The organism is Pseudomonas sp. RW10S2 (assembly GCF_014268985.1).
GTDB classification, from domain to species: domain Bacteria; phylum Pseudomonadota; class Gammaproteobacteria; order Pseudomonadales; family Pseudomonadaceae; genus Aquipseudomonas; species Aquipseudomonas wayambapalatensis.
In genome coordinates, this window is sequence record NZ_JABWRO010000004.1 from 36,240 (window position 1) to 59,433 (window position 23,194).

Sequence of the window (23,194 nt, forward strand, 5' to 3'; positions counted from 1 at the left end):
ACTGGGCCAAGGTTATCCACAGGAGCTCACGCCATGCCCAACGTCTTTGCCTTGTCCGCCATCCTGCCCTTGCTCGTCGCCCTGCTCGCCGGAGCGGCGGTGCCTTTTCAGGCTGGCAGCAATGCTGCATTGGGGCGCTTGCTCGGGCACCCGTTGTGGGCGGCGGGGGTTTCGCTGCTGGTCAGCCTGATGATGCTGGTGCCAGCGCTGCTGTTGATGCGCGCGCCCATGCCACAGCTGCAGAACCTGGCCCAGGCACCCTGGTGGGCCTGGCTGGGGGGCGTCGCCGGGGTGATCTACATCACCGCTGCGTTGGTGCTGACGCCACGCCTGGGCGCGGCGGGGTTCATCGTCTGCGTGATCGCCGGGCAGGTGCTGTCGTCGTTGCTGATCGACCAGTTCGGCTTGATGGGCCTGCCGGAGAAACCCGTGAACCTGCCACGGCTGCTGGGGGTGGTGATGATCGTCGGGGGCATGCTGGTGGTGCAGTGGGGCACGGCGCGCAGCGCCTGAGGCCAGGGCTCTACAAGCTTTGTGCAGGCTCGGGCGGCATCAGCACCTGATCCACCTCGAAGCGCAGCGAGGGCATCTGCGTGGCGGCATACAGCATCACCCCGAGCGCCGCGATCAGGGCCACGTCCAGCCAGTGCCACCCTGGCATGTCGTCGGCCTTGCGGGCCTTCCAGCACCACCAGGCCTGGCCCGCGCAGAAGGTCAGGATCGACAGCGACCACAGGTAGAACCCGGCACCGAAACCTGTGACGTCGTGGAACGCGTAGCTGCGGTTGTCGGGTAGCCGCTCGAGGCCAAGGCTGCTTGCGGCCAGGTACAGCGCCAGCAGACCGAACAGCAGCGACAGTCGCCGCAAGCGCCGATGGCTCAGGACCGCCAGCGCCATCAGGGGGTTGGCGAACCACTGGTACAGCTCGAATGCCACGCCCCAGGGGCCGTAGAGCAGCATCTGCAAAGCGGGCATGTGCCGCCCGGCCCCCATCAGGACGCCGTCGAAACACAGGCCAAGCAGGTAAAGCAGCAGGCTGATACTGAGGTAGTAGGCTGGCAACCGAAGCTCCATCGGATCGGGCGAAACCCCGACCTTACCGCACCCGCGCCTCAGGCGACAGGCGGTTCCAGCAACAGCCCGTAAATCCCCGAGTCGGACAGCTCGCCCGCCACGCACCAGCGGGCGCGCAGCGTGCCTTCGAGGACGAAGCCCTGGCGCTCCAGGGTGCGCGCCGAGCCTTGGTTGCGCGGGTCGATCTCCGCCTCCAGGCGGCGCATGTGCAGGGTGTGGGCCAGATAGTCGATGAAGCAGGTCAGCGCCTCGTCCATGTAACCCCGACCTTGCACGGCCTTGGCCAGGCAGTAGCCGATCTCGCCGCGACGCGAATCGTCATCGAGATTGAACAACTGGACCATGCCGATCAGCTCGCCGTTGTCGCGCCGGTACATGCCGAGCTTGAGCAGGGTGCCGGCGGCATAGGCTTCACGGTCGGCGGCCAGGGCGCTTTCGGCCTCGGCCAGTTCTTGCCAGGGGGCATGGTGCCAAAAACGCATGACCTCCGGGTCGGCCATGATCGCCAGCCACTGCGCCGCATCGCCATGACGCATGGGGCGCAGTTGCAGGCGCGGGCTGTCCAGGCACAGGTCGCTGGGGAAACTGCGGGGGTGGGTCACGCCGGGACTCCTGTCCGACTTTGGGAAGATGACAGTCTAGCGTCAGCGGCGTGATGAAAGTAAGTCGAGGTGGCGGTGAAGGCTCCGTCACGTAGCAAGCCCGCGCCCACAGGTCTTGTGGCGCGGGCTTGTTATGTAACGGGGCTGCAGAACAGCCCCTGCGGTTCAACCGATCAGAAGCCCATGCTGAAGCTCAGAACCACGCCATGGTCGCGGTTCTCGCTGGACAACTGCCCGGAGTAACCCAGGCCCAGCTTGCCGCTCTGGCCCACGGCCAGGTCGACACCCGCCTCGACCACCGCCGCATCCCGCGCGATCGGCACCCCTTCGGTGCTGAAGCTCGCACCTCCGGCGATGAAGCGTGCATCGGCATCGGGCTTGGTATCGCCGAACGCGTGGCGCCAGCCGACCGACAGGCGCGGAGTGATCTCGCTGCCGTTGTCCAGCTTGATACGCTTGCCGGCGCGCACCCCGACGGTGGAGAAGGTCACGTCCTGATCGACGCTGGCCTTCAGGCGACCGTCCCCACCCTTCTCACGGGCACTGTCGCTGTCGTAGTTGACGTAGGCAAGGCCCGCGAACGGCTCCAGGGCGATACCGCCAGCGTCGATGGCGTAACCCACCTCGCCGAACACCTGGGCGCTGCGTGCCTTGTACTTGGCTTTCAGGCGGTCGTCGTAGCTGCCCACCTGGACATCGCGCTTGGTATCGATGTCGTGCCAGGTGTAGCTGGCGCCCAGGCGTGCGGCGAAGGCATCCATCTGGTAACCCAGGTAGGTGGCCAGGTGGTAGCTGTCGACGCTGGCGTCCGACTGACGACGGTGGGCATCGATGCTGCTGCGGGTGTACCCGGCAGCGATACCGACCTTCCACTGATCGTCCAGGGCACGATCGACACCGAGCATGAAGCCCGACAGGTCACGGTCGACGCTGGCATGGCTGCTGCTGCCGTCGTAGTCACCCCAGCCGCCGATGGCGCGGATCCAGCCCACCGCCTGGCCCTGGCAACCTTCGCTGGTCAGCTGCTGGTTGGCGGTCGGCGCCAGGGTGCGGCGTGGGTCGTCCTCGCGGCTGCAATCCGGTTGACGCATACGGTCGTTGACCGCGTCGCGGATGTAGCGCGAATCCTCGATCAGCACGGTCGCGGTGCTGGCGTGGATTTCCCCGGACAGGCTGTCGAACGCCGACTGCGCGGCCTGACGGTCGAGCGGCAGGATGTTGTCGCGCAGGCTGGTCGGCGCACCGGTGCTTTCCAAGGCCGTGGCGACACCACGCTGGTTGCTGGAGGCAGCGACATCGGCGAACGAGTTGCCGTTGCGGCTGACCGACAGGGTCACCTGGTTGGCGCCATAGTCGATCGAGCTGTTGAGGAACGCCGAGTTCACCAGGTTGTTGCTGGCGAAGGTGCCGTTGATGCCGCCAGCTGCACTGACCACGGTGTACTGCCCGTTGCCGCCGGAGAGGTTGGCAACCGTCAGGCTGCCGCCCAGGTTGGCGGTGCCGCCGACATTCAGGTAGTTCACCGGGGCGGTGCCCAGGTCGATGACCAGGTTGCCGTCACTGGCGTTGGTGAAGTTGCCACTGACATTGAGGTTGCCCGCAGGCCCTGGCAGCACGGTGCCGTGGTTGGTCAGGCTGGCGACGGTGCCGTTGCCGGTCAGCGCCGCGCCGTTGGCCACGGTGACCTGGGCGCCAAGGTTGGTGCCCGGGTTGTCGGCATTGCCGACCTGCAGCGTGCCCTGGTTGACGTTGAAGGCGCCGCTGAACGGCTGGTTGCCGGTCAGCAACAGGCTGCCCGCCCCTTGCTTGGTGGTGGTGCCGGTGCCGCTGAGGGTGCCGTTGAAGGTGCCGTTGGTGCCCTGCGCGAACACCAGGTTGGCGTTGTTGGTGATGTTGCCTTGCAGGCTGGTGGTGTTACCGGCCAAGGTGCCGCCGCTGACGGTGGTACCGCCGCTGTAGGTGTTGGCACCGGTCAGCACCAGGGTGCCTGCGTCGAGTTTTTCGATACCGCCAGTGCCAACCAGTGGCGCACTGATCACGGCGCTGGCACCTGCGTTGACCCGTACCGGCGCCAGGCTGCCATCGGCGCCGTTGACCGGGGTCAGGCTGCCACCTGTACCCGGCACCACCTGGTAGCCGTCGCTGAGGAACTGCATGCCGCTGAACGCCTGGTTGCCGACCACGGTGACGGTGCCAGGCTGGCCACCGAACACGGCGAAGGCATCGCTCCAGGTTTCGCCAGTGGTGCCGTTGGCGTTGGTCCAGTTGGTACCAGGGCCCCAGGTGCCGCTGCCGCCGCCAATGCTGCCGTCCGGATTGGTCTTGCCGCCGTTCCAGAACTGCAGCTGGTCGCCCGCGCCCTGCACCACCAGGTTGATCTGGTTGGCGATGGCGGTCTGCAGGCTCAGGTCGCCCAGTGCCACGCTGCCGGGGACAGCGCCGAAGACCAGACCATTGTTGGTCAGCGCGCCGCCATAGTTGAACAGCTGGTAGACACCGGTGCCGAAGCCGCCGGCATTGGTGATGTTCAGCGTACCGTCGAGCACCAGGTTGCCGTCGACCTTGACCACCGTAGTGGACGCCGCTGGCGCCCCGAGCGAGAAGTCCAGGGCACTGCCGGAACTCAGGTTCAGGCTGCCCACCGTCAACGGTGTGCTGCTCTGGCCTGCGGCCAGGGTGGCGCCGTCGGCGATCTGCACAGCCCCGGCATAGGTGCCGCTGCCGCCCAGGCGAGCGCCGGTAGCGACCAGTACCGTGGCGCTGTCCAGGCGTCCGTTGACCAGCAGGCTGCCGGCATTGACGGTGGTGGCACCGGTCAAGCCGTTGACACCGGTCAGCAGCAGTTCACCACTGCCGTTCTTGGTCAGCGTACCGCTGCCAGTGAGGTTGCCGGTGTAGCTGCCGTTGGCGTTCTGCTCGAAGGTCAGCGCCGCGTTGTTGAGGATCGCACCCTGCAGGCTGGTGGTGTTGCCGACCACGCTGCCCGCGTTGATCTGGGTGCCGCCGCTGTAGCTGTTGCTGCCGCCCAAGGTCAGCAGTCCTGCGCCATTCTTGACCAGCCCGCCGACACCGCTGATGTCGCCGTTGAGGGTCAGCGCGTTGCTGCCGCCGATGGCCAGTGCGCCGTTGAGTACTGCGGCGTTGGCCAGGGTGACGGCGGTGTTGCTGTCCAGGGTGGTGCCCGCGGCGGCCGTCAGCGTGCCGCTACCCAGCGCACTGTCGTTGCCGACCACCAGGGTGCCGCCGTTGAGCGCGGTGCCGCCGCTGTAGCCGTTGGCGGCGTTGAGCACCAGGGTGCCAGCATCGTACTTGGCCACGTTGCCGGCACCGTTGAGGGCGACGTTGAGGGTGGCGGTGACGCCGCTGTCTACCCGCAGGTTGGTGGTGCCGCTGGTGCTGGTGAGCAGCTCGCCCCCCGTCCCGGCATCTAGCACATAGCCGTCGGTGATGAACTGCAGGCCGGTGATGCTGTGGCTGCCGTTCACGGTGACGGTGCCGGTGGCGCCCTGGAAGACGGCGAAGGTGTCGTTCCAGGTGGTGTTGAGCACGCCGTTGGCATCGGTCCAGTTGGTATTGGTGGCATCCCATGTACCGCTGCCGCCATCGATCAGGCCGTTGGCCACGCTCTGGCTGCCGTCCCAGAACAGCACGTTGCTGGCACCGCCCACCACCAGGTTGACCTGGTTGGCAATGGCCGTCTGCACCGTCAGGTCGGTCACTGGAACGGGCGTGGTGCCAAAGGCCAGGCCATTGTTGACGAGGCTGCCGCCGTAGGCGAACAGGCGGTACACACCGGCACCGAAGCCACCGATATCAGTGACGTTCAAGGTGCCGCCAAGGGTCAGGTTGTTGGATACGTTGACCAACGGCGAATTGCCGCCAGTCGGCGCGCCAAGGGCCGCGTTGAAGTTCGAACCGGCATCCAGCGACAGGTTGCCCGCGTTCAGGGTCGTGCCGCTGGTGGCTGCGAGGCTGCCGCCGCTGGCGACGGTCACCGCCCCACCGAGGCTGCCCGCACCCGACAGCGTCGCCCCACTGGCAACGTTGACCGCGCTGCTGGCGAGCGATCCATCCACCTTCAAGCCACCGGCCTGCACGTTGGTATTGCCGGTATGGCTGTTGCTGCTGCTCAGGGCCAGGGTGCCGGTGCCGAGTTTATTGAGCGTGCCGGTGCCGCTGATGTTGCCGTCGAACACGCCGCCTTCGACGTTGAGGCTGTTGCCTGCAGCGATCTGGATCGCGCCGGTGCCACCGATCTCGCCCAGCGTGGTGTTGCCGTCAAGATTGAGGCTGGCGCCTGCACTGACGTTCAACTCGCTCTGGGTGCCCAGCGCGGTGGTGCCGATAGTGCTCAGGCTGCCGGAGAGGATGTTGAGGATACCGCTGAAGGTGTTGTTGCCCGACAGGGTGAGGTCGGCCAGGCCGTTCTTGTTCAGCACGCCGTTGCCACTGAGCACACCGGCCAGTTGCAGGTCGTTGCTGCCCAGCACGTTGAGGATGCCGGTGACACTGACCGGATTGGCCAGCGTGACCGCAGCGCTGCTGTCGAGGTTGGCGTTGCCGGTCACGTCCAGGCCACCTGTGCCGAGCGCGCCGTTGTTGCCGACCACCAGGGTGCCGGCCTGCAGCTCGGTGCCGCCGCTGAAGGTATTGGCGCCCAGCAGGCTGAACCGCGCGATGCCGGACTTGATCAGACGGCCAGCGCCAGCGACGGTGCCGCCGAGGCTCAGGTCATTGCCGCCCAGCACGTTGAGGTTACCGGCCAGGTTGACGTTGTTGGCCAGTGCCACGGCCTGGCTGCTGTCCAGGCTGGTGCCTGCCGCCGCATCGAGCGCGCCGGTACCCAGTGCGGTGTTGGAACCTACCACCAGGGTGCCGCCGTTCAGCGCGGTGCCGCCGCTGTAGCTGTTGTTGCCGGACAAGGCCAGTTGCGCATTGCCGGCCTTGACCAGGCTGCCGGCGCCGCCGATGTTGCCGGTGAGCGCCAGATCGTTGTTGCCGGTCAGGTTCAGCGGGCCGGCGAGGGTGATCGCATTGGCCAGGCTCACGCTCTTGTTGGTGTCCAGGGTGGTACCGCTGGCAGTGTCCAGCAGGCCGGTGCCGAGGGCGGTGTTGCTGCCCAGCACCAGGGTGCCGCCACTGAGCTGGGTGCCGCCGCTGTAACTGTTGCTGCCGTTGAGCACCAGGGTGCCGGTGTCGAGCTTGTTCAGTTTGCCGACACCGCCCAGGCCGACATCGAGGGTCGCGATCACGCCGGGATCGACCCGCACGCTGGTATCGCCACCGCTGCCGTTGACCAGGTCGAGCAGGCCGGCGGTTCCGGCCAGCAGGCGATAGCCGTTGCTGACGAACTGCATGCCATTGACGCTCTGGCTGCCGTCGACGGTGACGTCACCTGCCGTGCCCTGGAACACCGCGAAGGTGCTGCCCCAGGTAGTGTTGACGGTGCCGTTGAGGTCGGTCCAGTTGGTGTTGCCGGCGTTCCACACGCCGGTGCCACCATCGACCTGGCCGTTCGGGGCAGTCTGGCTGCCGTCCCAGAACTGGATGTTCAGGCCGCTGGAGCTGACGAGCAGGTTGATCTGGTTGGCCAGGGCGGTCTGCAGCGACACATCGCCAAGGCTCACGCCCAGCGGCAGGGTGCCGAAGTCCAGACCGTTGTCGGTCAGCGCGCCGGCGTAGTCGAACAAACGGTACACGCCGTTGCCGAAGCCACCGATATTGCTGACGTTGAGGGTGCCGTCGAGGGTCAGGTTGCCGCCGACATTGAACAGCGCGGTGCCGCCCGTGCCTGGCGAAGCCAGACCGACATCGACGATCGATCCGCTGTTGAGCACCAGCGAACCGAGGCCCAGGGTGGCGCCGCTCTGGCCTGCCAGGTGGCCGCCGTTGTCGATCACCACCGAGGCATTGGCAGAGCCGCTGCCGGTGAGGGTTGCGCCGCTGGCGACGGTCAGCAGGTTACTGCCCAGGCTGCCATCGATTTTCAGGGTGCCAGCGTTGACCTGGGTGTTGTCGGCCAGGTTGCTGGTGCCGGTAAGGGTCAGAGTACCGGTGCCATCTTTGGCCAGGCCGCCCAAGCCGCTGAGGGCGCCACCGAAGGTCGTACTGGCGTTGTTGCTGCCCAGGTTCAGGGTGCTGCCAACGCCGACATCGACGTTGCCGCTGCCGGTGAGGGCACCAAGGCTGGTGTTGCCGTTGAGGTTGAGCTGGCCACTGGCACCGACGTTGAGGGTGTCGACGTTGGCCAGCACGCCGCTGCCGAGCGTGGTGAGCGAGCCGGCCTGGATATCGACGTTGCCGGTGAAGGTCTTGACGCCGACCAGGGTCAGGTCGTCGACACCGGTCTTGACCAGGTTGCCTGTGCCGCCCAGATCGCCACTGAGGATCAGGGCACTGGCAGCGTCGACAGTCAGGTTGGCGCCGTTGCTCAGGGCGATGGTGTTGCCCAGTGCCATCGGCGCGCTGTTGGCCAGGGTGGCGTCGGCGGTCACGCTGAGGGTGCCGGTGCCCAGGGCGCCACTGCTGCCGAGGGTCAGGCGCCCGGCATTGAGCTCGGTGCCGCCCTGGTAGCCGTTGTTGCCGTTAAGGGTGAGGTTGCCGCTGCCGTTCTTGGTCAGCCCAGCGGTACCGTTGATCACACCGTTGAGGGTCAGGTCGTTGGTGCCGGCGACAGTGAGGCCGGCGTTGAGGGTGACGTTGTTGGCCAGGGTGGTGCTGGCGACGCCGCTGCTCAGGGTCGAGGCCCCGGCGACGGTCAGGGCGCCCTGCCCCAGCGCGTTGTCGTTACCCACCACCAGTTGCCCGGCGCCCAGGGTGGTACCACCCAGGTAGTTGTTGGCGCCATTGAGGGTCAAGGTGCTGGCGCCAGCCTTGTTCAGGCCACCGACACCGTCGAGCACGCCATTGAGGGTCAGGTCGGCGGTGCCTGGCAGGTTGAGCGTGCCGCCCAGGTGCACATTGTTGGCCAAGGCGGCGCTCACGCTGGCATCGAGGGAGGTATTGGCACCTGTGCTCAGATCCCCGGTACCCAGCGCGGTATTGCTGCCGACGGTCAGCGTGCCGGCGTTGAGCGTGGTGCCGCCGCTGTAGGTGTTGTTGCCATTGAGGGTCAGGCCGGCGGCGCCGTTCTTCACCAGTGCGTTGGCGCCGGAAACCACACCGTTGAGGGTGAGCGCCTGGCTGCCACCGAGGGTAAGGTTGCCACCGGTCAGGTTGACCGCGTTGACCAGAGCCAGAGCCTGGCTGGCGTCGAGGGCTGCGGCGCCGGTGACGTTCAGGGCGCCACTGCCCAGGGCACTGGCGTTGCCCAGCAGCAGGCTGCCGGCTTGCAACGAGGTGCCGCCGGTGTAGTTGTTGGCGCCGTTGAGCACCAGTTGACCGGTGCTGGTCTTGTTAAGGCCGCCGCCGCCGCTGATGACCCCATCGAGGGTCAGCGTCTGGGCGTTGTTGACGCCCAAGGTAGCGCCCGTGCCCAGGCCGATGGCGTTGGCTACTTGCTGGGCGCCCGTGGTGGCCAGGGTGCTGTTGCCAGTCACCGAGAGGTTGCCAGCGCCCAGCGCGCTGCCGTTGCCCAGGGTCAAGGTGCCTGCGGCGAGCGTGGTGGTGCCTTGGTAGGTATTGGCGGCACCGAGGGTCAGGTTGCCGGTGCCGGTCTTGGTCAGCCCACCAGTACCGCTGATCACGCCGCTCAGGGCCAGGTCGTTGTTACCAGGCAGGGTCAGGGTGTCGTTGAGCGTGACCTGATTGGCCACGATCAGGGGGCCAGTAGTGGCCAGGTTGCTGGCGCCGCCGACGGTCAGGTTGCCGAGGCCCAGTGCCGAGTTATTGCCCAGGGTCAGGGTGCCGGCGTTGAGGGTCACGCCACCGGACAGGGTGTTGGGGCCACTCAAGGTGAGGTTGCCGGCGCCATTCTTGGTCAGGCTGCCAGCGCCCGTGACCAGCCCACCCAGGCCCAGGTCGTTGCTGCCGGCGATGGTGAGGTTGCCGCCCAGGTTGACGGTGTTGCCGATAGTGAGCGCCGAGTTGCTGTCCAGCGTGGTGCCCGCAGCCGCGTTGAGCTGGCCGAGGCCGAGCGCGCTGGCACTGCCGAGCACCAAGGTGCCGGCGTTGAGGTTGGTGTTGCCCAGGTTGCCATTGATGCCATTCAGGGTCAGTGTGCCACTGCCGGTCTTGGTCAGGCCGCCCACGCCGTTGACGTTGCCACCCAGCACCAGGTTCTGCGCGCCGGCGATGGTCAGGTTGCCCGCCAGGTTGAGCGCATTGGCCAGGGTCACGTTGGCGCCTGCACTCAGGGTTGTGCCACCTGTGGCATTCAGCGCGCCAGTGCCCAGGGCGGTGTTGCTGCCAACCACCAGGGTGCCGCCATTGAGGCTGGTAGAGCCCTGCTGGCTGTTGCTGCCGTTCAGGGTGAGTACGCCGGTGCCGTTCTTGATCAGCCCACCGGTGCCGCTGAGTGCGCCGTTGAGCGTGAGGTTGCCAGTGCCTGGCACAGTCAGGTTGGCGTTCAGCGCTACAGTATTGGCCAGCGCCACGCTGCCAGTAGCGGCGAGGCTGGAAGCGCCAGTGACGTTCAGGCCGCCTGTGCCGAGGGCCAGGTCGTTGCCCAGGGTCAAGGTGCCAGCGGCAAGGGTGGTGCCGCCGCTGTAGGTGTTGGCGTTGCCCAGCGTCAGGTTGGCCGCGCCGTTCTTGACCAGGCTGCCGGCACCCGATACCACGCCAGACAGGCCGAGGTCGGCGCTGCCAGCGATGGTCAGCGCGCCACTCAGGGCCAGGGCGTTGCCAAGGGTGACTGCGGTGTTGCTGTCCAGGGTGGTGCCCGTTGCGGCGCTGACCGCGCCAGTGCCCAGGGCGGTGTCGTTGCCTACTACCAGGGTGCCACCGTTGAGCAGCGTCCCGCCGGTGTAGCTGTTGGCGCCGTTGAGCACCAGGGTGCCGGTGTCGAGCTTGGCCAGTTGGCCGCTGCCGGAGAGGCCGACGTTGATCGTCGCGGTAACGCCCGGGTCGACACGCACGGCAAAGGCACCGTTGCTGGCGTTGACCAGGTCCAGGACACCGGCACCGATCAGGCGATAGCCATTGGTGACGAATTGCAGACCGGTGGCAGCCTGGGTGCCCACCACGTTGACATCGCCAGCGGTGCCCTGGAACACGGCGAAATCGCTGGCCCAGCTGCCGTTGAGCACACCGTTGATATCGGTCCAGTTGGTATTGCTGCCATCCCAGGTGCCGGCGCCACCGTCGATGACGCCGTTCGGCACGCTTTGCGCACCGTCCCAGAACTGCACGGTGCCGGTGGCACCGCCCACCAGCAGGTTGATCTGCGCGCCGATGGCGGTCTGCACCTGGACATCGCCCGGCAGAACGCTACCCGGCAACGCGCCAACGACCAGACCGTTGTCGACCAGCGCGCCGGTGTAGTCGAACAGCCGATAGATACCGGTGCCGAAGCCACCGAGGTCGGTGACGTTAAGGGTGCCGTCGAGGGTCAGGTTGCCGTTGACGTTGACCAAGGCAGTGCCGCCCGTGGAGGGCGAGCCGAGGCCGAAGTCGAGAATCGAGCCGCTGTGCAGGGTCAGCGCGCCGGTATTGAGGGTCGCGCCACTGTTGGCCAACAGGTGTGCGCCGTTGGCGATGTCGACCGCGCCCAGCAGACTGCCGGTGCCGCCCAGGCTGGCGCCGACATTGACCTGTACGCCGGAGCTGGCGAGCGAACCGCTGACATTGAGCAGGCCGCCATTGACCGTGGTGGCGCCGCCAAGCACGTTCACACCGGACAGCTCCAGAGCACCGGTACCTGCCTTGATCAGGCCACCGCTACCGGCCAGGGCGCCGCTGAAAACGCTGTTGAGGTTGTTGCCGCCGACCGTCAGGTCACTGCCCCCCGCCACGCTCACCGCGCCGGCACCGCTCAGGCCGCCGATCGTGGTACTGGCACCGAGGTTCAGGCTGGCGCCCGCCCCGACGTTGACGCCCGAGCTGTTGCCGAGGGCGCCAGTACCTATGGTGGTGAGGCTGCCGCCGAGCAAGTCGACGGCGCCGCTGAAGGTGTTGTTGCCGGTCAGCGTGAGGTCGGCCAGGCCATTCTTGATCAGACCTGCGGTACCGCTGATGACACCGCCCAGGGTCAGGTCGTTGCTGCCGCCGAGGGTCAGGTTGGCGTTGAGCGCGATGTCGTTGCCCAGGGTAGCGACCGCGCTGTTGTCCAGGCTGGCGGCGCCGGCCACGGTTAGGGCACCGGTCCCCAGGGCGCTGCCGTTGCCTATCACCAGGCCACCCGCGTTGAGCGTGGTGCCACCGGCATAGGTGTTGACCCCGTCCAAGGTCACGCTGGCATTGCCGTTCTTGACCAACTTCCCTGTCCCGCTGACTACACCACCGAGGGTCAGCGCGTTGCTGCCGGTGAGGGTGAGGTCGGCGTTCAGGCCGATGTTGTTGCCCAGGCTAAGTGCGGCGCTGGCGTCCAGGCTTGCGGCGCCACCGACGGTGAGGTCGCCGGTGCCGATGGCGCTACCATTGCCCAGCACCAGGGCGCCAGCGTTGAGCAGTGTGCCACCGGCATAGGTGTTCAGGCCGCCGAGGGTGAGCGTGCTGGTGCCATTCTTGATCAGACGGCCGGTGCCATCGACCAGGCCGGAGAGGTTGAGGTTGTTGCTGCCGGCCAGGGTGAGGTCGGCATCCAGGGTAACGGCGTTGCCAACGGTCAGCGCAGCCGTGGTATCCAGGGTACCGGCACCTGCGACGGTCAACTTGCCGACGCCCAGTGCGTCTCCATTGCCCAGCACCAGGCCACCGGCATTGAGGGTGGTGCCGCCCAGGAAGGTGTTGGGGCCGGAGAGCGTCAGCGTGGCGGCACCGTTCTTGACCAGGCTGCCGGCACCGGCGATCACGCCACCGAGGCCCAGGTTGGCGGTGCCGTCGAGGGTCAGGGCACCGGCCAGGTTCACGGCGTTGCCGAGGTTGACTGCGGTGTTGGCGTCCAGGTGGGTACCGGCAGCGGCATTCAGCGCGCCAGTGCCCAAGGCCGTGTTGCTGCCGACCACAAGGGTGCCGGCGTTGAGGTTGGTGGCGCCGAACTGCGTGTTGGCGCCATTGAGGGTCAGGGTCGTGCTGCCGTTCTTGGTCAGGCCACCGATACCGGCGATAACGCCGCCCAGGGTCAGGTCGTTGCTGCCGGCGAGGGTGATGTTACCGGCCAGGTTCAACGCGTTGCCCAGGGTCAGCCCGGCCACCGAAGAATCCAACGTGGTGTTTGCGGCGGCGTTGAGCGCGCCTGTGCCCAGGGCGGTGGCGCTGCCGACCACCAGGGTGCCGGCGTTGAGCGCGGTGGCACCGCTCTGGGTGTTGCTGCCGCTCAGGGTAAGGGTGCTCGCCCCATTCTTGATCAGGCCGCCGGTACCGCTCAGGTTGCCAGCCAGGGTCAGGTTGTTGGCGCCGGAGAGGGTCAGGTTGGCGCCGAGGTTGACGCCATTGTTCAGGGTCATCGCCGCGCTGTTGGCGAGTGTGGATGCGCCGCCAACGTTGAGCGCGCCGGTGCCCAGCGCCACGGCGCTGGCCAGGGTCAGGGTGCCGGCGTTGAGGTTCAGGCCGCCGCTGAAGGTATTGGCACCACTGAGGGTGAGGTTGCTGGCACCGCTCTTGATCAACGCACCAGTGCCACTGACCACCCCGCCCAGGGTGGTGGCGTTGCTGCCCAGCACGCTCAAGGTGTTGGCCCCCAGGTCGATGGCGTTGCCCAGGTTGACGGCCACGCCCGCGTCGAGGCTGGCATTGCCGCCCAGGCTGAGGGCACCGGTGCCCAGTGCGGCGTTGTTGCCGACGGTCAGCACCCCGGCGTTGAGGGTGGTGCCACCGCTGAAGGTGTTGGCGCCGTTGAGGGTCAGGCCGGCGGCGCCGTTCTTGACCAGCGCGCCGGTGCCGCTGACCACCCCACCCAGGGTGGTGGCACTGGTGCCCAGCAGGTTGAGGGTATTGGCGCCCAGGCTGATGGCGTTGCCCAGGTTGACACCGGTGCTGGCATCGAGGCTGGCATTGCCACCCAAGGTCAGGGCACCGCCGCCCAGGGCGTTGTTGTTGCCCACGGTGAGTTTGCCGGTGTTGAGGGTCAGGCCGCCGCTGAAGGTGTTGTTGCCGTTGAGCGCCAGGTCGGCTGCGCCGCTCTTGACCAGTGCGCCGGTGCCGCTGATCACCCCGCCCAGGGTGGTGGCGCTGGTGCCCAGCAGGTTGAGGGTGTTGGCGCCGAGGTTGATCGCGTTACCCAGGCTGACCGCTGCGCTGGCGTCGAGGCTGGCGTTGCCAGTCAATGCGAGAGCGCCCGTACCCAGCGCGGCGCTGTTGCCGACAGTGAGTTTGCCGGTGCTGAGCGTGGTGCCGCCGCTGAAGGTATTGACGCCGTTCAGGGTCAGGTCGGCCGCGCCGTTCTTGACCAGGCTGCCGGTACCGCCAATCACACCGCCCAGTGTGAGCGCGTTGTTGCCAGTCAGGGTCAAGGCACTGCTGCCCAGGTTGATGGCATTGCCCAGGGTCATGACGGCCGTGGTATCGAGGGTGCCGTTGCCGGTCAGGGTCAACGCGCCACTGCCCAGACCGCTGGCATTGCCGAGGGTGAGCGTGCCTGTGCCGAGGGTGGTGCCGCCGGAGAAGGTATTGACGCCATTGAGCGTCAGGTTGCCGGTACCGCTCTTGACCAGCGAGCCCGTGCCGCTCAGCACGCCGCCAAGGCTCAGGGCGTTGCTGCCGGGCAAGGTCAGCGCCGCGTTCAGCGCCACCGCGTTGTTCAATACCAGCGGCACACTGCCTTGCAGGCTGCCCGCACCACTGACGGTGAGCGCTCCACTGCCGAGCGCCGCAGCACTGGTCAGGTTGAGGCCGCCCGCAGTCAGGTTGGTGCCGCCGCTGTAAGTGTTGGTGGCACCGAGGGTGAGCAGGCCGGCGCCGGTCTTGGTCAGCCCGCCGACGCCCGAGACCACGCCGTTGAGGGCCAGGTCGTTGCCACCGCCGACACTCAGGCCGGCGTTGAGGGTCAGGGCGTTGGCCAGGCTCAACCCCGCGACACTGCCCAACAGGCTGCCACCGTTGACGGTGATGCCGCCGCTGCCGAAGGCGCTGGAGTTGTCGAAGTTGAGCACGCCGCCGTTGAGGGTGGTCTGGGTCGTGCCGCTGAGCACCGCGCCGATCAGGCTCCAGGTGCCGCTATCGACGATCAGACGGCTGAAGTTGATGTAGTTGTTGGCGTTGATCGTGCCGCTGCCGGCAGTCCCGCTGCCGCCACCAATAGCGTTCTGCAAGGCCAGCGTGTTGGTGCCGCCGGCACCGCCGTCGATCTTGCCGGCGGCTGCGAAAGCCAGGTTGGGATTACTGGTGACCAGCAAGGCGACACTGATACCAAGCCCGGCACCGACACTCGAACCAGTGATGGCATTGAAGCGGTTGGTGCTGTTGGCCCCCATCGACAAGCTGCCGGTCAAGGTGCCGGCGTTAGTGAAGGTGTTGCCTGCGGCAGAAGCCTCGAACGCTGCCCGGCCAAGAATGGTGCCGGTGTTGGTGAAGTTCACCGTGCTGCCGCCGGTAACCGCGATGACCGGGGTGTCTTCACTGAGCAGCGTCAGTGAAGCCAATGCCGAGGAGCCAATGCTGCCGGCGTTGGTGATGGTAGTGGTACCGGCCGCACCGTTGCGCGCGTCCAGCGCCATGCCCGTGAGGTTAAGAAGGTTGGCGCCGAGCAAGGCACCCGTGCCCTTGATCACACCCGTGGCATTGTTGTTGATGTTAAGCGTGCTGCCGGTGCCGGTATTGCCGATCAGCACTGCACTGGACTGAATGCTCAACAGCCCCAGCAATGTAGGGTCGATGGTGCCGGAGTTGTTCAACGTGTTGTTGTTGCCCGCCAGCGACAGCGAAGTGCCCCCTACGCCCAGCAAGGTACCCAGGCTGGCGCCAGGGTTCACGTTGACCGTCAGGCCGCTGCCGCCGTTGGTATAGCTCGGTGCCAGAGGGTTGGCGGCGCCGTTACACGTGATGGTGGAACCGGCCGCACTGCACACGGCCAGGGCCTGCTCGCTCGTCAGACCGAAGGCCAGGCCTCCGACAGCCAGGCTCACAGCGAGCGACAAATGGGAAAGACGGGTAGGCAAAATGGAGGCGACGCTTCTGTCCACGGAGAGCTCCTTCGTGGATCAGGTGGTTCGGTCCTTGAACGCGTGCACTGCTATGTTGCCGGTTAGTCGAACACGCGACGACGAAACACCTGACCATGGCTACATGATTCCTTGTTGGGAATGTGTAGCCGCTGGCGAGCAGGCGCGAAGGGACGCGGGGACGGTCAAATGGTGTTAATACTTTCTCGAGGCAGCACGTATTTCGCGGGCTGCAGCAGGGTGTCGCTTGGATCCAACCGACGAACGGTCATGTCCGGTGGGCAAAACGTGATGTGTTTGGCCGTTCAGGCGACCTCTGCCCCATCGTCAGGCCAGTGCGGTTCGTTGGCGCCAGGCGGGGTCAGCGGTGGCAGGCCATAGGCGGCACGGGCGTCATCACAGCTGGGGTTGTGCACGCCGTTCTCCCACGACGCGTCGAACTCGCGACAGGGGCTGGAACGATTCTCGTAGATGGTGCACCCCACCTTGTTGCCGATCTCGCCTTCCAGGCTGATACAGCGGCAAGGCTTGGCGTCGGTGCCGATCATGGCCACGCGGGTCGGATTGATCTGCACCACCAGATCGTCGGGCACCAACCCGCCCGAAGACTGGCATTCACCCCAAAAGAAAGACACACGAAAGTAGCCGCAGCAGGCGCCGCAGGTCAGGCAAGGGTTCTGTTCGGACATGATGGCCAGGAAGGGAAGTTGTTGTTATCGAGCGGGCGCTCGCGGCGCCATTTTTAATCCAAGCACGAGCGGCTGGATAGAGGGGAAATGAAAAAAAGACGGCCGCTGGTCGCAGCCCTCGAGCGCCATGCCGACCGTGGCAGGCAAAAGCCGCAATCGGCCTGCCATCGCAGACCGGCTTGCGGCTTGACGCCTGGGGCTTACTTGCTGGTCAGCCCGTCGGCGCGGAACATCTGACGGATACCGCGGATGGCCTGGCGGATGCGGTCCTGATTCTCGATCAGGGCAAAGCGCACATGGTCATCGCCATAGTCGCCAAAACCGATACCGGGCGAGACACAGACCTTGGCCTCGGCCAGCAGCTTCTTGGAGAACTCCAGCGAGCCGAGGTGTGCATAGGCTTCGGGGATCTTGGCCCAGACGTACATCGAGGCTTTCGGATTCTCGACCATCCAGCCCATCTCATGCAGCCCCTTGACCAACAGGTTGCGGCGTTGGCGGTACTGCTCGGCGATGTCGCGCACGCACTGCTGGTCACCTTCCAGCGCGGCAATCGCCGCCACCTGCAGCGGCGTGAAAGTGCCGTAGTCGTGGTAGCTCTTGATCCGCGCCAGGGCGCTGACCAGCTCGGGGTTGCCGACCATGAAGCCGATCCGCCAGCCCGCCATGTTGTAGCTCTTGGACAGGGTGAAGAACTCCACCGCGATATCCTTGGCGCCAGGCACCTGCATGATCGAAGGCGCCTTCCAGCCGTCGTAGACGATGTCGGCGTAAGCGAGGTCGTGCACCACCAGCACGTCGTACTGCTTGGCCAGGGCCACCACTCGTTCGAAGAAGTCCAATTCCACGCACTGCGCGGTCGGGTTGGAGGGGAAGCCCAGGATCATCATCTTCGGCTTGGGGATCGATTCGCGGATCGCCCGCTCCAGCTCATTGAAGAAGTCCACTCCCGGCACCAGCGGCACGGAGCGCACCTGGGCACCGGCGATCACAGCCCCGTAGATGTGAATCGGGTAGCTGGGGTTGGGTACCAGCACCGTGTCGCCATGGTCGAGGGTGGCGAGCATCAGGTGCGCGAGGCCCTCTTTCGAGCCGATGGTGACGATGGCTTCGCTGTCCGGGTCGATCTCGACGTCGTAGCGTTCCTTGTACCAGTTGGAAATGGCGCGGCGCAGTCGCGGGATGCCGCGCGAGGTGGAATAGCCGTGGGTATCTTCACGCTGGGCGACCTGCACCAGCTTCTCGACGATGTGTGGCGGGGTCGCGCCATCCGGGTTGCCCATGCTCAGGTCGATGATGTCTTCGCCACGACGGCGTGCCGCCATCTTGAGCTCGGCAGTGATGTTGAAGACGTAGGGGGGGAGACGATCGATGCGCGCAAAGCGGCGCGGCGAACCTGGGTTGGCCATGCTTTCCTCGAGAGACGTAAGCGCCCGGAACCGTCCGAGCGACGTTGGCCACAGCGGTGGCCGAGGCAGAAAATAGTCTGGTTGCCCCGGCGTTGTAAAGGGGCTGTCGATAGATTCGCCGCCCACCAGCGAGACTTACCCGCTGGTGGGTCGAAGAACTCAGCGCAGGGCTTTGTAGGCGTGCAGGTCGAAACGCTGGATACTCAACCCATCGCTGGGGTCCAGGTGCTCGCCACGCACCTGGCTGAACTCCGTGGCAATGCTGCCGCGATGAACCATACGCTCATCGGCAGTGCCTTCGGTCAGTACGGTATAGGACTTCTTGCGCATGGCGCGGTAAAGCTCATCGTTCGCATCGATGGTCTTGTGATAGGTCATCAGCCCCGCATCGTCCAACTCCAGACACTTGTCCAGCTTTACGCCCCAACGCTTCAGGCAAACCTCCGCGAAGTGCCGCACGATCATCCCCGGCTCAGGCAGTGCCTTACCAGAACCTGCGCCGTCTATCGAAGCATTGCCCACCAGCGTTGCATGGCGGCCCGGCATCGGCAGGACGCTGACACGTGTACCGTACGCTGTGGCAGGCACCACACAGGCGAACCCTTTGGATCGCTCGTCTCGCGCATAGAACCCCACGTACTCCTTCACGTTGGCTCCCAGTTGCACGCGCTCAGACTTCAGGTTACCTACCCCCGGCACCGGATCGATGGCAAAGATGTTGACCTTCACATCACGCAGCTCCGGATCTTGCGCCATTGCGTTGGCGAGCATGTGACAACTGATTCCGCCCCTGCTCCACCCCACCAGGTTGACCGTGGTCGGGATCAACGGTTTGCGCAGTTGCCTGATCATCTGCTCTTGCAAGGCCTGGGGGGTCACCGCGCGATCACCATAGTCGTAGGTGCGCCAGAACCACGAGCCACCGGCCTCGGCATCAGGAATTGGAATGCCAGCGCTCTTCAGGTTCTGGTATTGCTGCTCGGTGAGCTTGGTGCGGGCCCAGGTACTCTTGCCCTTGATGACCTGCAGGGCATGCCGCACGTTCTCATCCCAACCTTTGCCGAACAGCGTGCCGGTCACTTTGTAGTAGTCGCCGTCGTCTACGAACAAGGCATCGTCCTGCAGGTTGCCACTGCCTGGGCCATCGACTGCGATCCAGTCGACGAACTCCCTGCCGAAGGTATGGTTGGCCAGCGTGGCGATCAGCTCGCCATTCCAGAAATTAGGGTTGTTGTGATCGAAACGGTGGGAGCCGGTTCCGCAGAAATAGACGGTAAAAACACTCATTTGGATGCTTCCTTATGACTTGGAAGCTCAAACTAGTGCGTTCGGATACCAGCGCGCAGACGGAAAATCTACCAATAAAAAACCCGGCCAAAGGCCGGGTTCTTGTAATGCGCGTAGGCTTCAGCGTGCGTAGGTCATCAGCACGTCGGCAGCAGTCTGGCTGTCCACCGACATCATCACGCTCAGCGCGGTGACGGTCAGGATGGAGAAGCCAAACACTTTGCGTGCCCACTTGCTGTCATCTTCGGCCTTGTAGCCACCCCAGGCCATGTACAACCAGTACAGACCCATGGCGGCTGCGACGGCCAGGTAACCCAGACCGGCGTACCCACCCAGCGTCAGCATCAACGTGGCGAGCACGAAGGCCAGCACGTACAGCACGATCTGCTTCTTCGCCGCCAGGATACCGCGAGCCACCGGCAGGACCGGGATGTTGGCTGCGCTGTAATCCTTGAAGCGGAAGATGGCGATGGCAAAGCTGTGCGGCATCTGCCACAGGCTGAACATCACCAGCAGCGTGACCGCTGCCAGGTCGAAGCTGTTGCTCACTGCGCAATAGCCGATCACCGGAGGCATGGCACCGGACAGGCTGCCGACCAGGGTGCCGTGCACCGATTTGCGCTTGAGCCACAGGCTGTAGAAGCCGACGTAGACCACGAAGCCGATCAACGCACAGAACGCCGACAGCGGGTTGGCCTGGACATACAGCAGGCTGAAACCCGCCACCCCGAGCAGGGTGGCGTAGATCAGTGCGAGGGGCAGCGACATGCCGCCCTGAACCATGACGCGGTTCTTGGTACGTTCCATCTTCTGGTCGATGTCACGGTCGATGCAGTTGTTGAACACGCAACCGGACGCAACCACAAGCGAAGTACCTACCACCACCGCCAGGAACAGGGCGAAATCCACATGGCCCTTCGCGGCAAGGAAGAAACCGCCTGCCACGGAAAGCACGTTACCGAAAATGATCCCCGGTTTGGTGATTTGGATAAAGTGCTTCACGGACATGCAGTCTTACCTCACTTGGCCAACATTTCGTAGTGGATGCTGAACATGATCCACAGCGACAGGCCTACCAGCAGTGCGATTACCAGAGCGGTGAACAGGAACGTCGAGACAGTGGAGCGCTGCTCTTTCGAGCGGTCCATGTGCAGGAAGTACACCAGGTGCACCACGACCTGAATGACGGCCATGGCCACCACGATCAGGACGGTCAGGTTCTTCGGCAGGGTCGGATACATCACCAGGCCGAACGGGATCGCGGTCAGGATGATCGACAGGATGAAGCCGATCATGTAGGACTTCACGCTGCCGTGGTTACCTTCGTGGTGAGTGTCGTGTGCGTTAGCCATTACAGAACCCCCAGCAGGTAGACGACGGTGAAGACGCAGATCCAGACCACGTCCAGGAAGTGCCAGAACAGGCTCAGGCAGCTCATGCGGGTCTTGGCAGTCGGCGTGATGCCGTGCTTGTTGATCTGGTACATCAGGATGGCCATCCAGATCAGACCCGAGGTCACGTGCAGGCCGTGGGTGCCGACCAGCGCGAAGAACGCCGACAGGAAACCACTGCGCTGCGGGCCGTAGCCTTCAACGATCAGGTGATGGAACTCGTAGATTTCCATCGCGATGAAGCCTGCACCGAACAGGAAGGTGATAGCCAACCAGCCCAGTACGCCTGCCTTGTTACCGGCGAACATCTTCAGCATGGCGAAGCCGAAGGTGATCGAGGACAGCAGCAGGAACGCGGTTTCGACCAGCACGAAGTCGAGCTGGAAGATGTCATGACCCGACGGGCCGCCGGCAAAACTGCCGGACAGCACCGCGTAGGTGGCGAAGAGCGACGCAAACAGGATGCAGTCGGTCATCAGGTACAGCCAGAAACCGAAGACGGTCATCTGGCCCGAGTCGTGGTGGTGATCGTCGTGCCCATGGTCGTGACCATGCGCATCGCCGTGAATTACTTGACTGGACATTGATTACACCCGTTCAAAGGTTTCGACACGTGCGCCACCGGTAGGTACACCGGCAAGCTGCAGGGCCCGCTGGCGTTCGCCTTCGATGCGCGCCACTTCTTCGGCAGGAACCATGTAGCCCTGATCGTCACGTGCAGCGTGGCGAACGAAGACCGCGATGGTTGCTACCAGGCTCGCACCCACCAGCCACCAGATGTGCCAGATGAAAGCGAAGCCGAAGATGGTCAGGAACAGACCCATGAACAGACCGGTCGAGGTGTTGTTCGGCATGTGGATCGCTTCGTACTTGGCCGGCACCTTGTAGGCGACACCGGCTTCCTTGGCTTCTTGCCAGGCGTCCAGGCCGACCTTCTCAGGCATGTGGGCGAAGTTGTAGAACGGAGGTGGCGACGAAGTCGACCATTCCAGGGTACGGCCACCCCATGGATCGCCAGTGACGTCCAGGTTCTGGTTGCGGTCGCGAACCGATACGTACAGCTGGATCAGTTGGCAGGCGATACCGAACAGGATCAGCACCGCACCGACCACGGCCACGTACAGGTAGGGTTCCCACAGTGGGTTGTCGGAGTGGTTCAGACGACGGGTCATACCCATGAAGCCCAGCGCGTACAGCGGCATGAAGGCCACGTAGAAACCGGACAGCCAGAACCAGAATGCCGCCTTGCCCCACTTCTCGTTGAGGGTGAAACCGAAGGCTTTCGGGAACCAGAAGGCGAAGCCGGCAATGTAGCCGAACACCGCGCCGCCGATGATCACGTTGTGGAAGTGGGCGATAACGAACAGGCTGTTGTGCAGTACGAAGTCAGCACCTGGAACGGCCAGCAGTACGCCGGTCATGCCACCGATGGAGAAGGTGACCATGAAGCCCAGGGTCCAGAGCATCGGCGGAGTGAAACGCACGCGACCCTGGTACATGGTGAACAGCCAGTTGAACAGCTTCACACCGGTCGGAATGGAGATCAGCATCGTCGCCAGACCGAAGAAGGTGTTGACGCTGGCGCCGGCACCCATGGTGAAGAAGTGGTGCAGCCAGACCGCGAAGCCCAGTACGGCAATGGCACCCGATGCGTAGATCATCGCGTGGTGGCCGAACAGACGCTTGCTGGAGAAGGTCGAGGTTACTTCCGAGAACACGCCGAACGCCGGCAGGATCAGGATGTACACCTCAGGGTGACCCCAGGCCCAGAACAGGTTGACGTACATCATCGGGTTCCCACCAAGCTCGTTGGTGAAGATGTGGAAGTCCAGATAACGGTCAACGGTCAGCAGGGCGAGTGCGGCGGTCAGGATCGGGAAGGAAGCGACGATCAGCACGTTGGCCCAGGTGCAGGTCCAGGTGAAGATCGGCATGTCCATCAGTTTCATGCCAGGTGCGCGCATCTTCAGGACGGTGACCAGGAAGTTCACGCCTGTCAGTGTCGTACCCAAGCCTGATAGCTGTAGCGCCCAGATGTAGTAGTCAACCCCTACGCCCGGACTGTACTGGATCCCCGACAGTGGCGGATAGGCAACCCAACCGGTCTTGGCGAATTCGCCGACGCCCAGGGAGATGTTGACCAGCAGCACGCCTGCCAGCAGCAGGTAGAAGCTCAGGGAGTTCAGGAACGGGAAGGCAACGTCACGTGCACCGATCTGCAGAGGCAGAGCCAGGTTCATCAGGCCGGTGAAGAACGGCATCGCCATGAAGATGATCATGATCACACCGTGGGCGGTGAAGATCTGGTCATAGTGTTCAGGCGGCAGGTAGCCTTCGGAGCCGCCGGTAGCGGCAGCCAACTGGGTACGCATCATGATGGCGTCGGCGAAGCCGCGCAGCAGCATGACCATCGCGACGATGATGTACATCACCCCGATCTTCTTGTGGTCGACCGTGGTCAACCACTCGGTCCACAAGTAGGACCACTTGCGGAAATAGGTGATGGCACCAACGACGGCGAGGCCCCCGAGCGCGATCATGGCAAGCGTCACCATGACTATCGGCTCGTGATAGGGAATCGCCTCCAGGCTTAATTTACCGAACAT

The 23,194-nt window shown here is 64.9% G+C and carries 11 protein-coding genes; 1 reads left to right on the forward strand and 10 read right to left on the reverse strand.

All coding sequences use genetic code 11. From position 1 onward, the window contains the following. Positions 1-33 precede the first annotated feature (33 nt). Positions 34-513 carry a DMT family transporter gene (locus HU729_RS02030; protein WP_186708081.1) on the forward strand — a complete coding sequence of 160 codons (480 nt, stop codon included), beginning with the start codon at positions 34-36 and terminating at the stop codon, positions 511-513. Between the two features lie 10 nt (positions 514-523). Here the strand turns inward: HU729_RS02030 and HU729_RS02035 are convergent, their stop codons facing one another. From HU729_RS02035 to cyoB, 10 genes are all read right to left on the reverse strand, one after another. Then, positions 524-1,063 carry a hypothetical protein gene (locus tag HU729_RS02035; RefSeq protein WP_186668292.1) on the reverse strand — a complete coding sequence of 180 codons (540 nt, stop codon included), beginning with the start codon at positions 1,061-1,063 and terminating at the stop codon, positions 524-526. Positions 1,064-1,113: 50 nt separating this feature from the next. Beyond that, entirely contained in the window at positions 1,114-1,677 is a 564-nt protein-coding gene (locus tag HU729_RS02040; RefSeq protein WP_186668294.1) for a GNAT family N-acetyltransferase, read from the reverse strand. Between the two features lie 173 nt (positions 1,678-1,850). After that, on the reverse strand, positions 1,851-15,833 hold the full coding sequence (locus tag HU729_RS02045) for an autotransporter-associated beta strand repeat-containing protein (protein ID WP_186708083.1): 13,983 nt from the start codon (positions 15,831-15,833) through the stop codon (positions 1,851-1,853). 284 nt (positions 15,834-16,117) lie between these two features. Then, positions 16,118-16,501 carry a YkgJ family cysteine cluster protein gene (locus tag HU729_RS02050; RefSeq protein WP_186668298.1) on the reverse strand — a complete coding sequence of 128 codons (384 nt, stop codon included), beginning with the start codon at positions 16,499-16,501 and terminating at the stop codon, positions 16,118-16,120. 200 nt (positions 16,502-16,701) lie between these two features. Beyond that, the gene (alaC, locus tag HU729_RS02055; RefSeq protein WP_186708085.1) at positions 16,702-17,910 is read right to left on the reverse strand and encodes an alanine transaminase; all 1,209 of its coding nucleotides are present in this window, start codon (positions 17,908-17,910) and stop codon (positions 16,702-16,704) included. A gap of 159 nt (positions 17,911-18,069) precedes the next feature. Then, positions 18,070-19,197, reverse strand: a complete 1,128-nt coding sequence (locus HU729_RS02060) for a hypothetical protein (RefSeq protein WP_186708087.1) — start codon at positions 19,195-19,197, stop codon at positions 18,070-18,072. A gap of 120 nt (positions 19,198-19,317) precedes the next feature. Beyond that, positions 19,318-20,205 (reverse strand): heme o synthase, encoded by an 888-nt coding sequence (gene cyoE / locus HU729_RS02065; protein ID WP_054892516.1) that lies wholly within the window; start codon positions 20,203-20,205, stop codon positions 19,318-19,320. A gap of 11 nt (positions 20,206-20,216) precedes the next feature. Beyond that, the gene (gene cyoD / locus HU729_RS02070; protein WP_054892515.1) at positions 20,217-20,549 is read right to left on the reverse strand and encodes a cytochrome o ubiquinol oxidase subunit IV; all 333 of its coding nucleotides are present in this window, start codon (positions 20,547-20,549) and stop codon (positions 20,217-20,219) included. After that, the gene (locus HU729_RS02075; RefSeq protein WP_186668302.1) at positions 20,549-21,172 is read right to left on the reverse strand and encodes a cytochrome o ubiquinol oxidase subunit III; all 624 of its coding nucleotides are present in this window, start codon (positions 21,170-21,172) and stop codon (positions 20,549-20,551) included. Before HU729_RS02075 ends, cyoD begins: the two co-directional genes overlap by 1 nt. 3 nt (positions 21,173-21,175) lie before the next feature. Next, positions 21,176-23,194 carry a cytochrome o ubiquinol oxidase subunit I gene (gene cyoB, locus HU729_RS02080; RefSeq protein ID WP_186668303.1) on the reverse strand — a complete coding sequence of 673 codons (2,019 nt, stop codon included), beginning with the start codon at positions 23,192-23,194 and terminating at the stop codon, positions 21,176-21,178.

Bases quoted from the DNA above. Each gene is read 5' to 3' on its own strand.
- HU729_RS02060 (WP_186708087.1), bottom strand. From the start codon at position 19,197: ATGAGTGTTTTTACCGTCTATTTCTGCGGAACCGGCTCCCACCGTTTC.
- HU729_RS02075 (WP_186668302.1), bottom strand. From the start codon at position 21,172: ATGTCCAGTCAAGTAATTCACGGCGATGCGCATGGTCACGACCATGGG.
- HU729_RS02030 (WP_186708081.1), top strand. From the start codon at position 34: ATGCCCAACGTCTTTGCCTTGTCCGCCATCCTGCCCTTGCTCGTCGCC.
- cyoE (WP_054892516.1), bottom strand. From the start codon at position 20,205: ATGTCCGTGAAGCACTTTATCCAAATCACCAAACCGGGGATCATTTTC.
- alaC (WP_186708085.1), bottom strand. From the start codon at position 17,910: ATGGCCAACCCAGGTTCGCCGCGCCGCTTTGCGCGCATCGATCGTCTC.
- cyoB (WP_186668303.1), bottom strand. From the start codon at position 23,194: ATGTTCGGTAAATTAAGCCTGGAGGCGATTCCCTATCACGAGCCGATA.
- cyoD (WP_054892515.1), bottom strand. From the start codon at position 20,549: ATGGCTAACGCACACGACACTCACCACGAAGGTAACCACGGCAGCGTG.
- HU729_RS02050 (WP_186668298.1), bottom strand. From the start codon at position 16,501: ATGTCCGAACAGAACCCTTGCCTGACCTGCGGCGCCTGCTGCGGCTAC.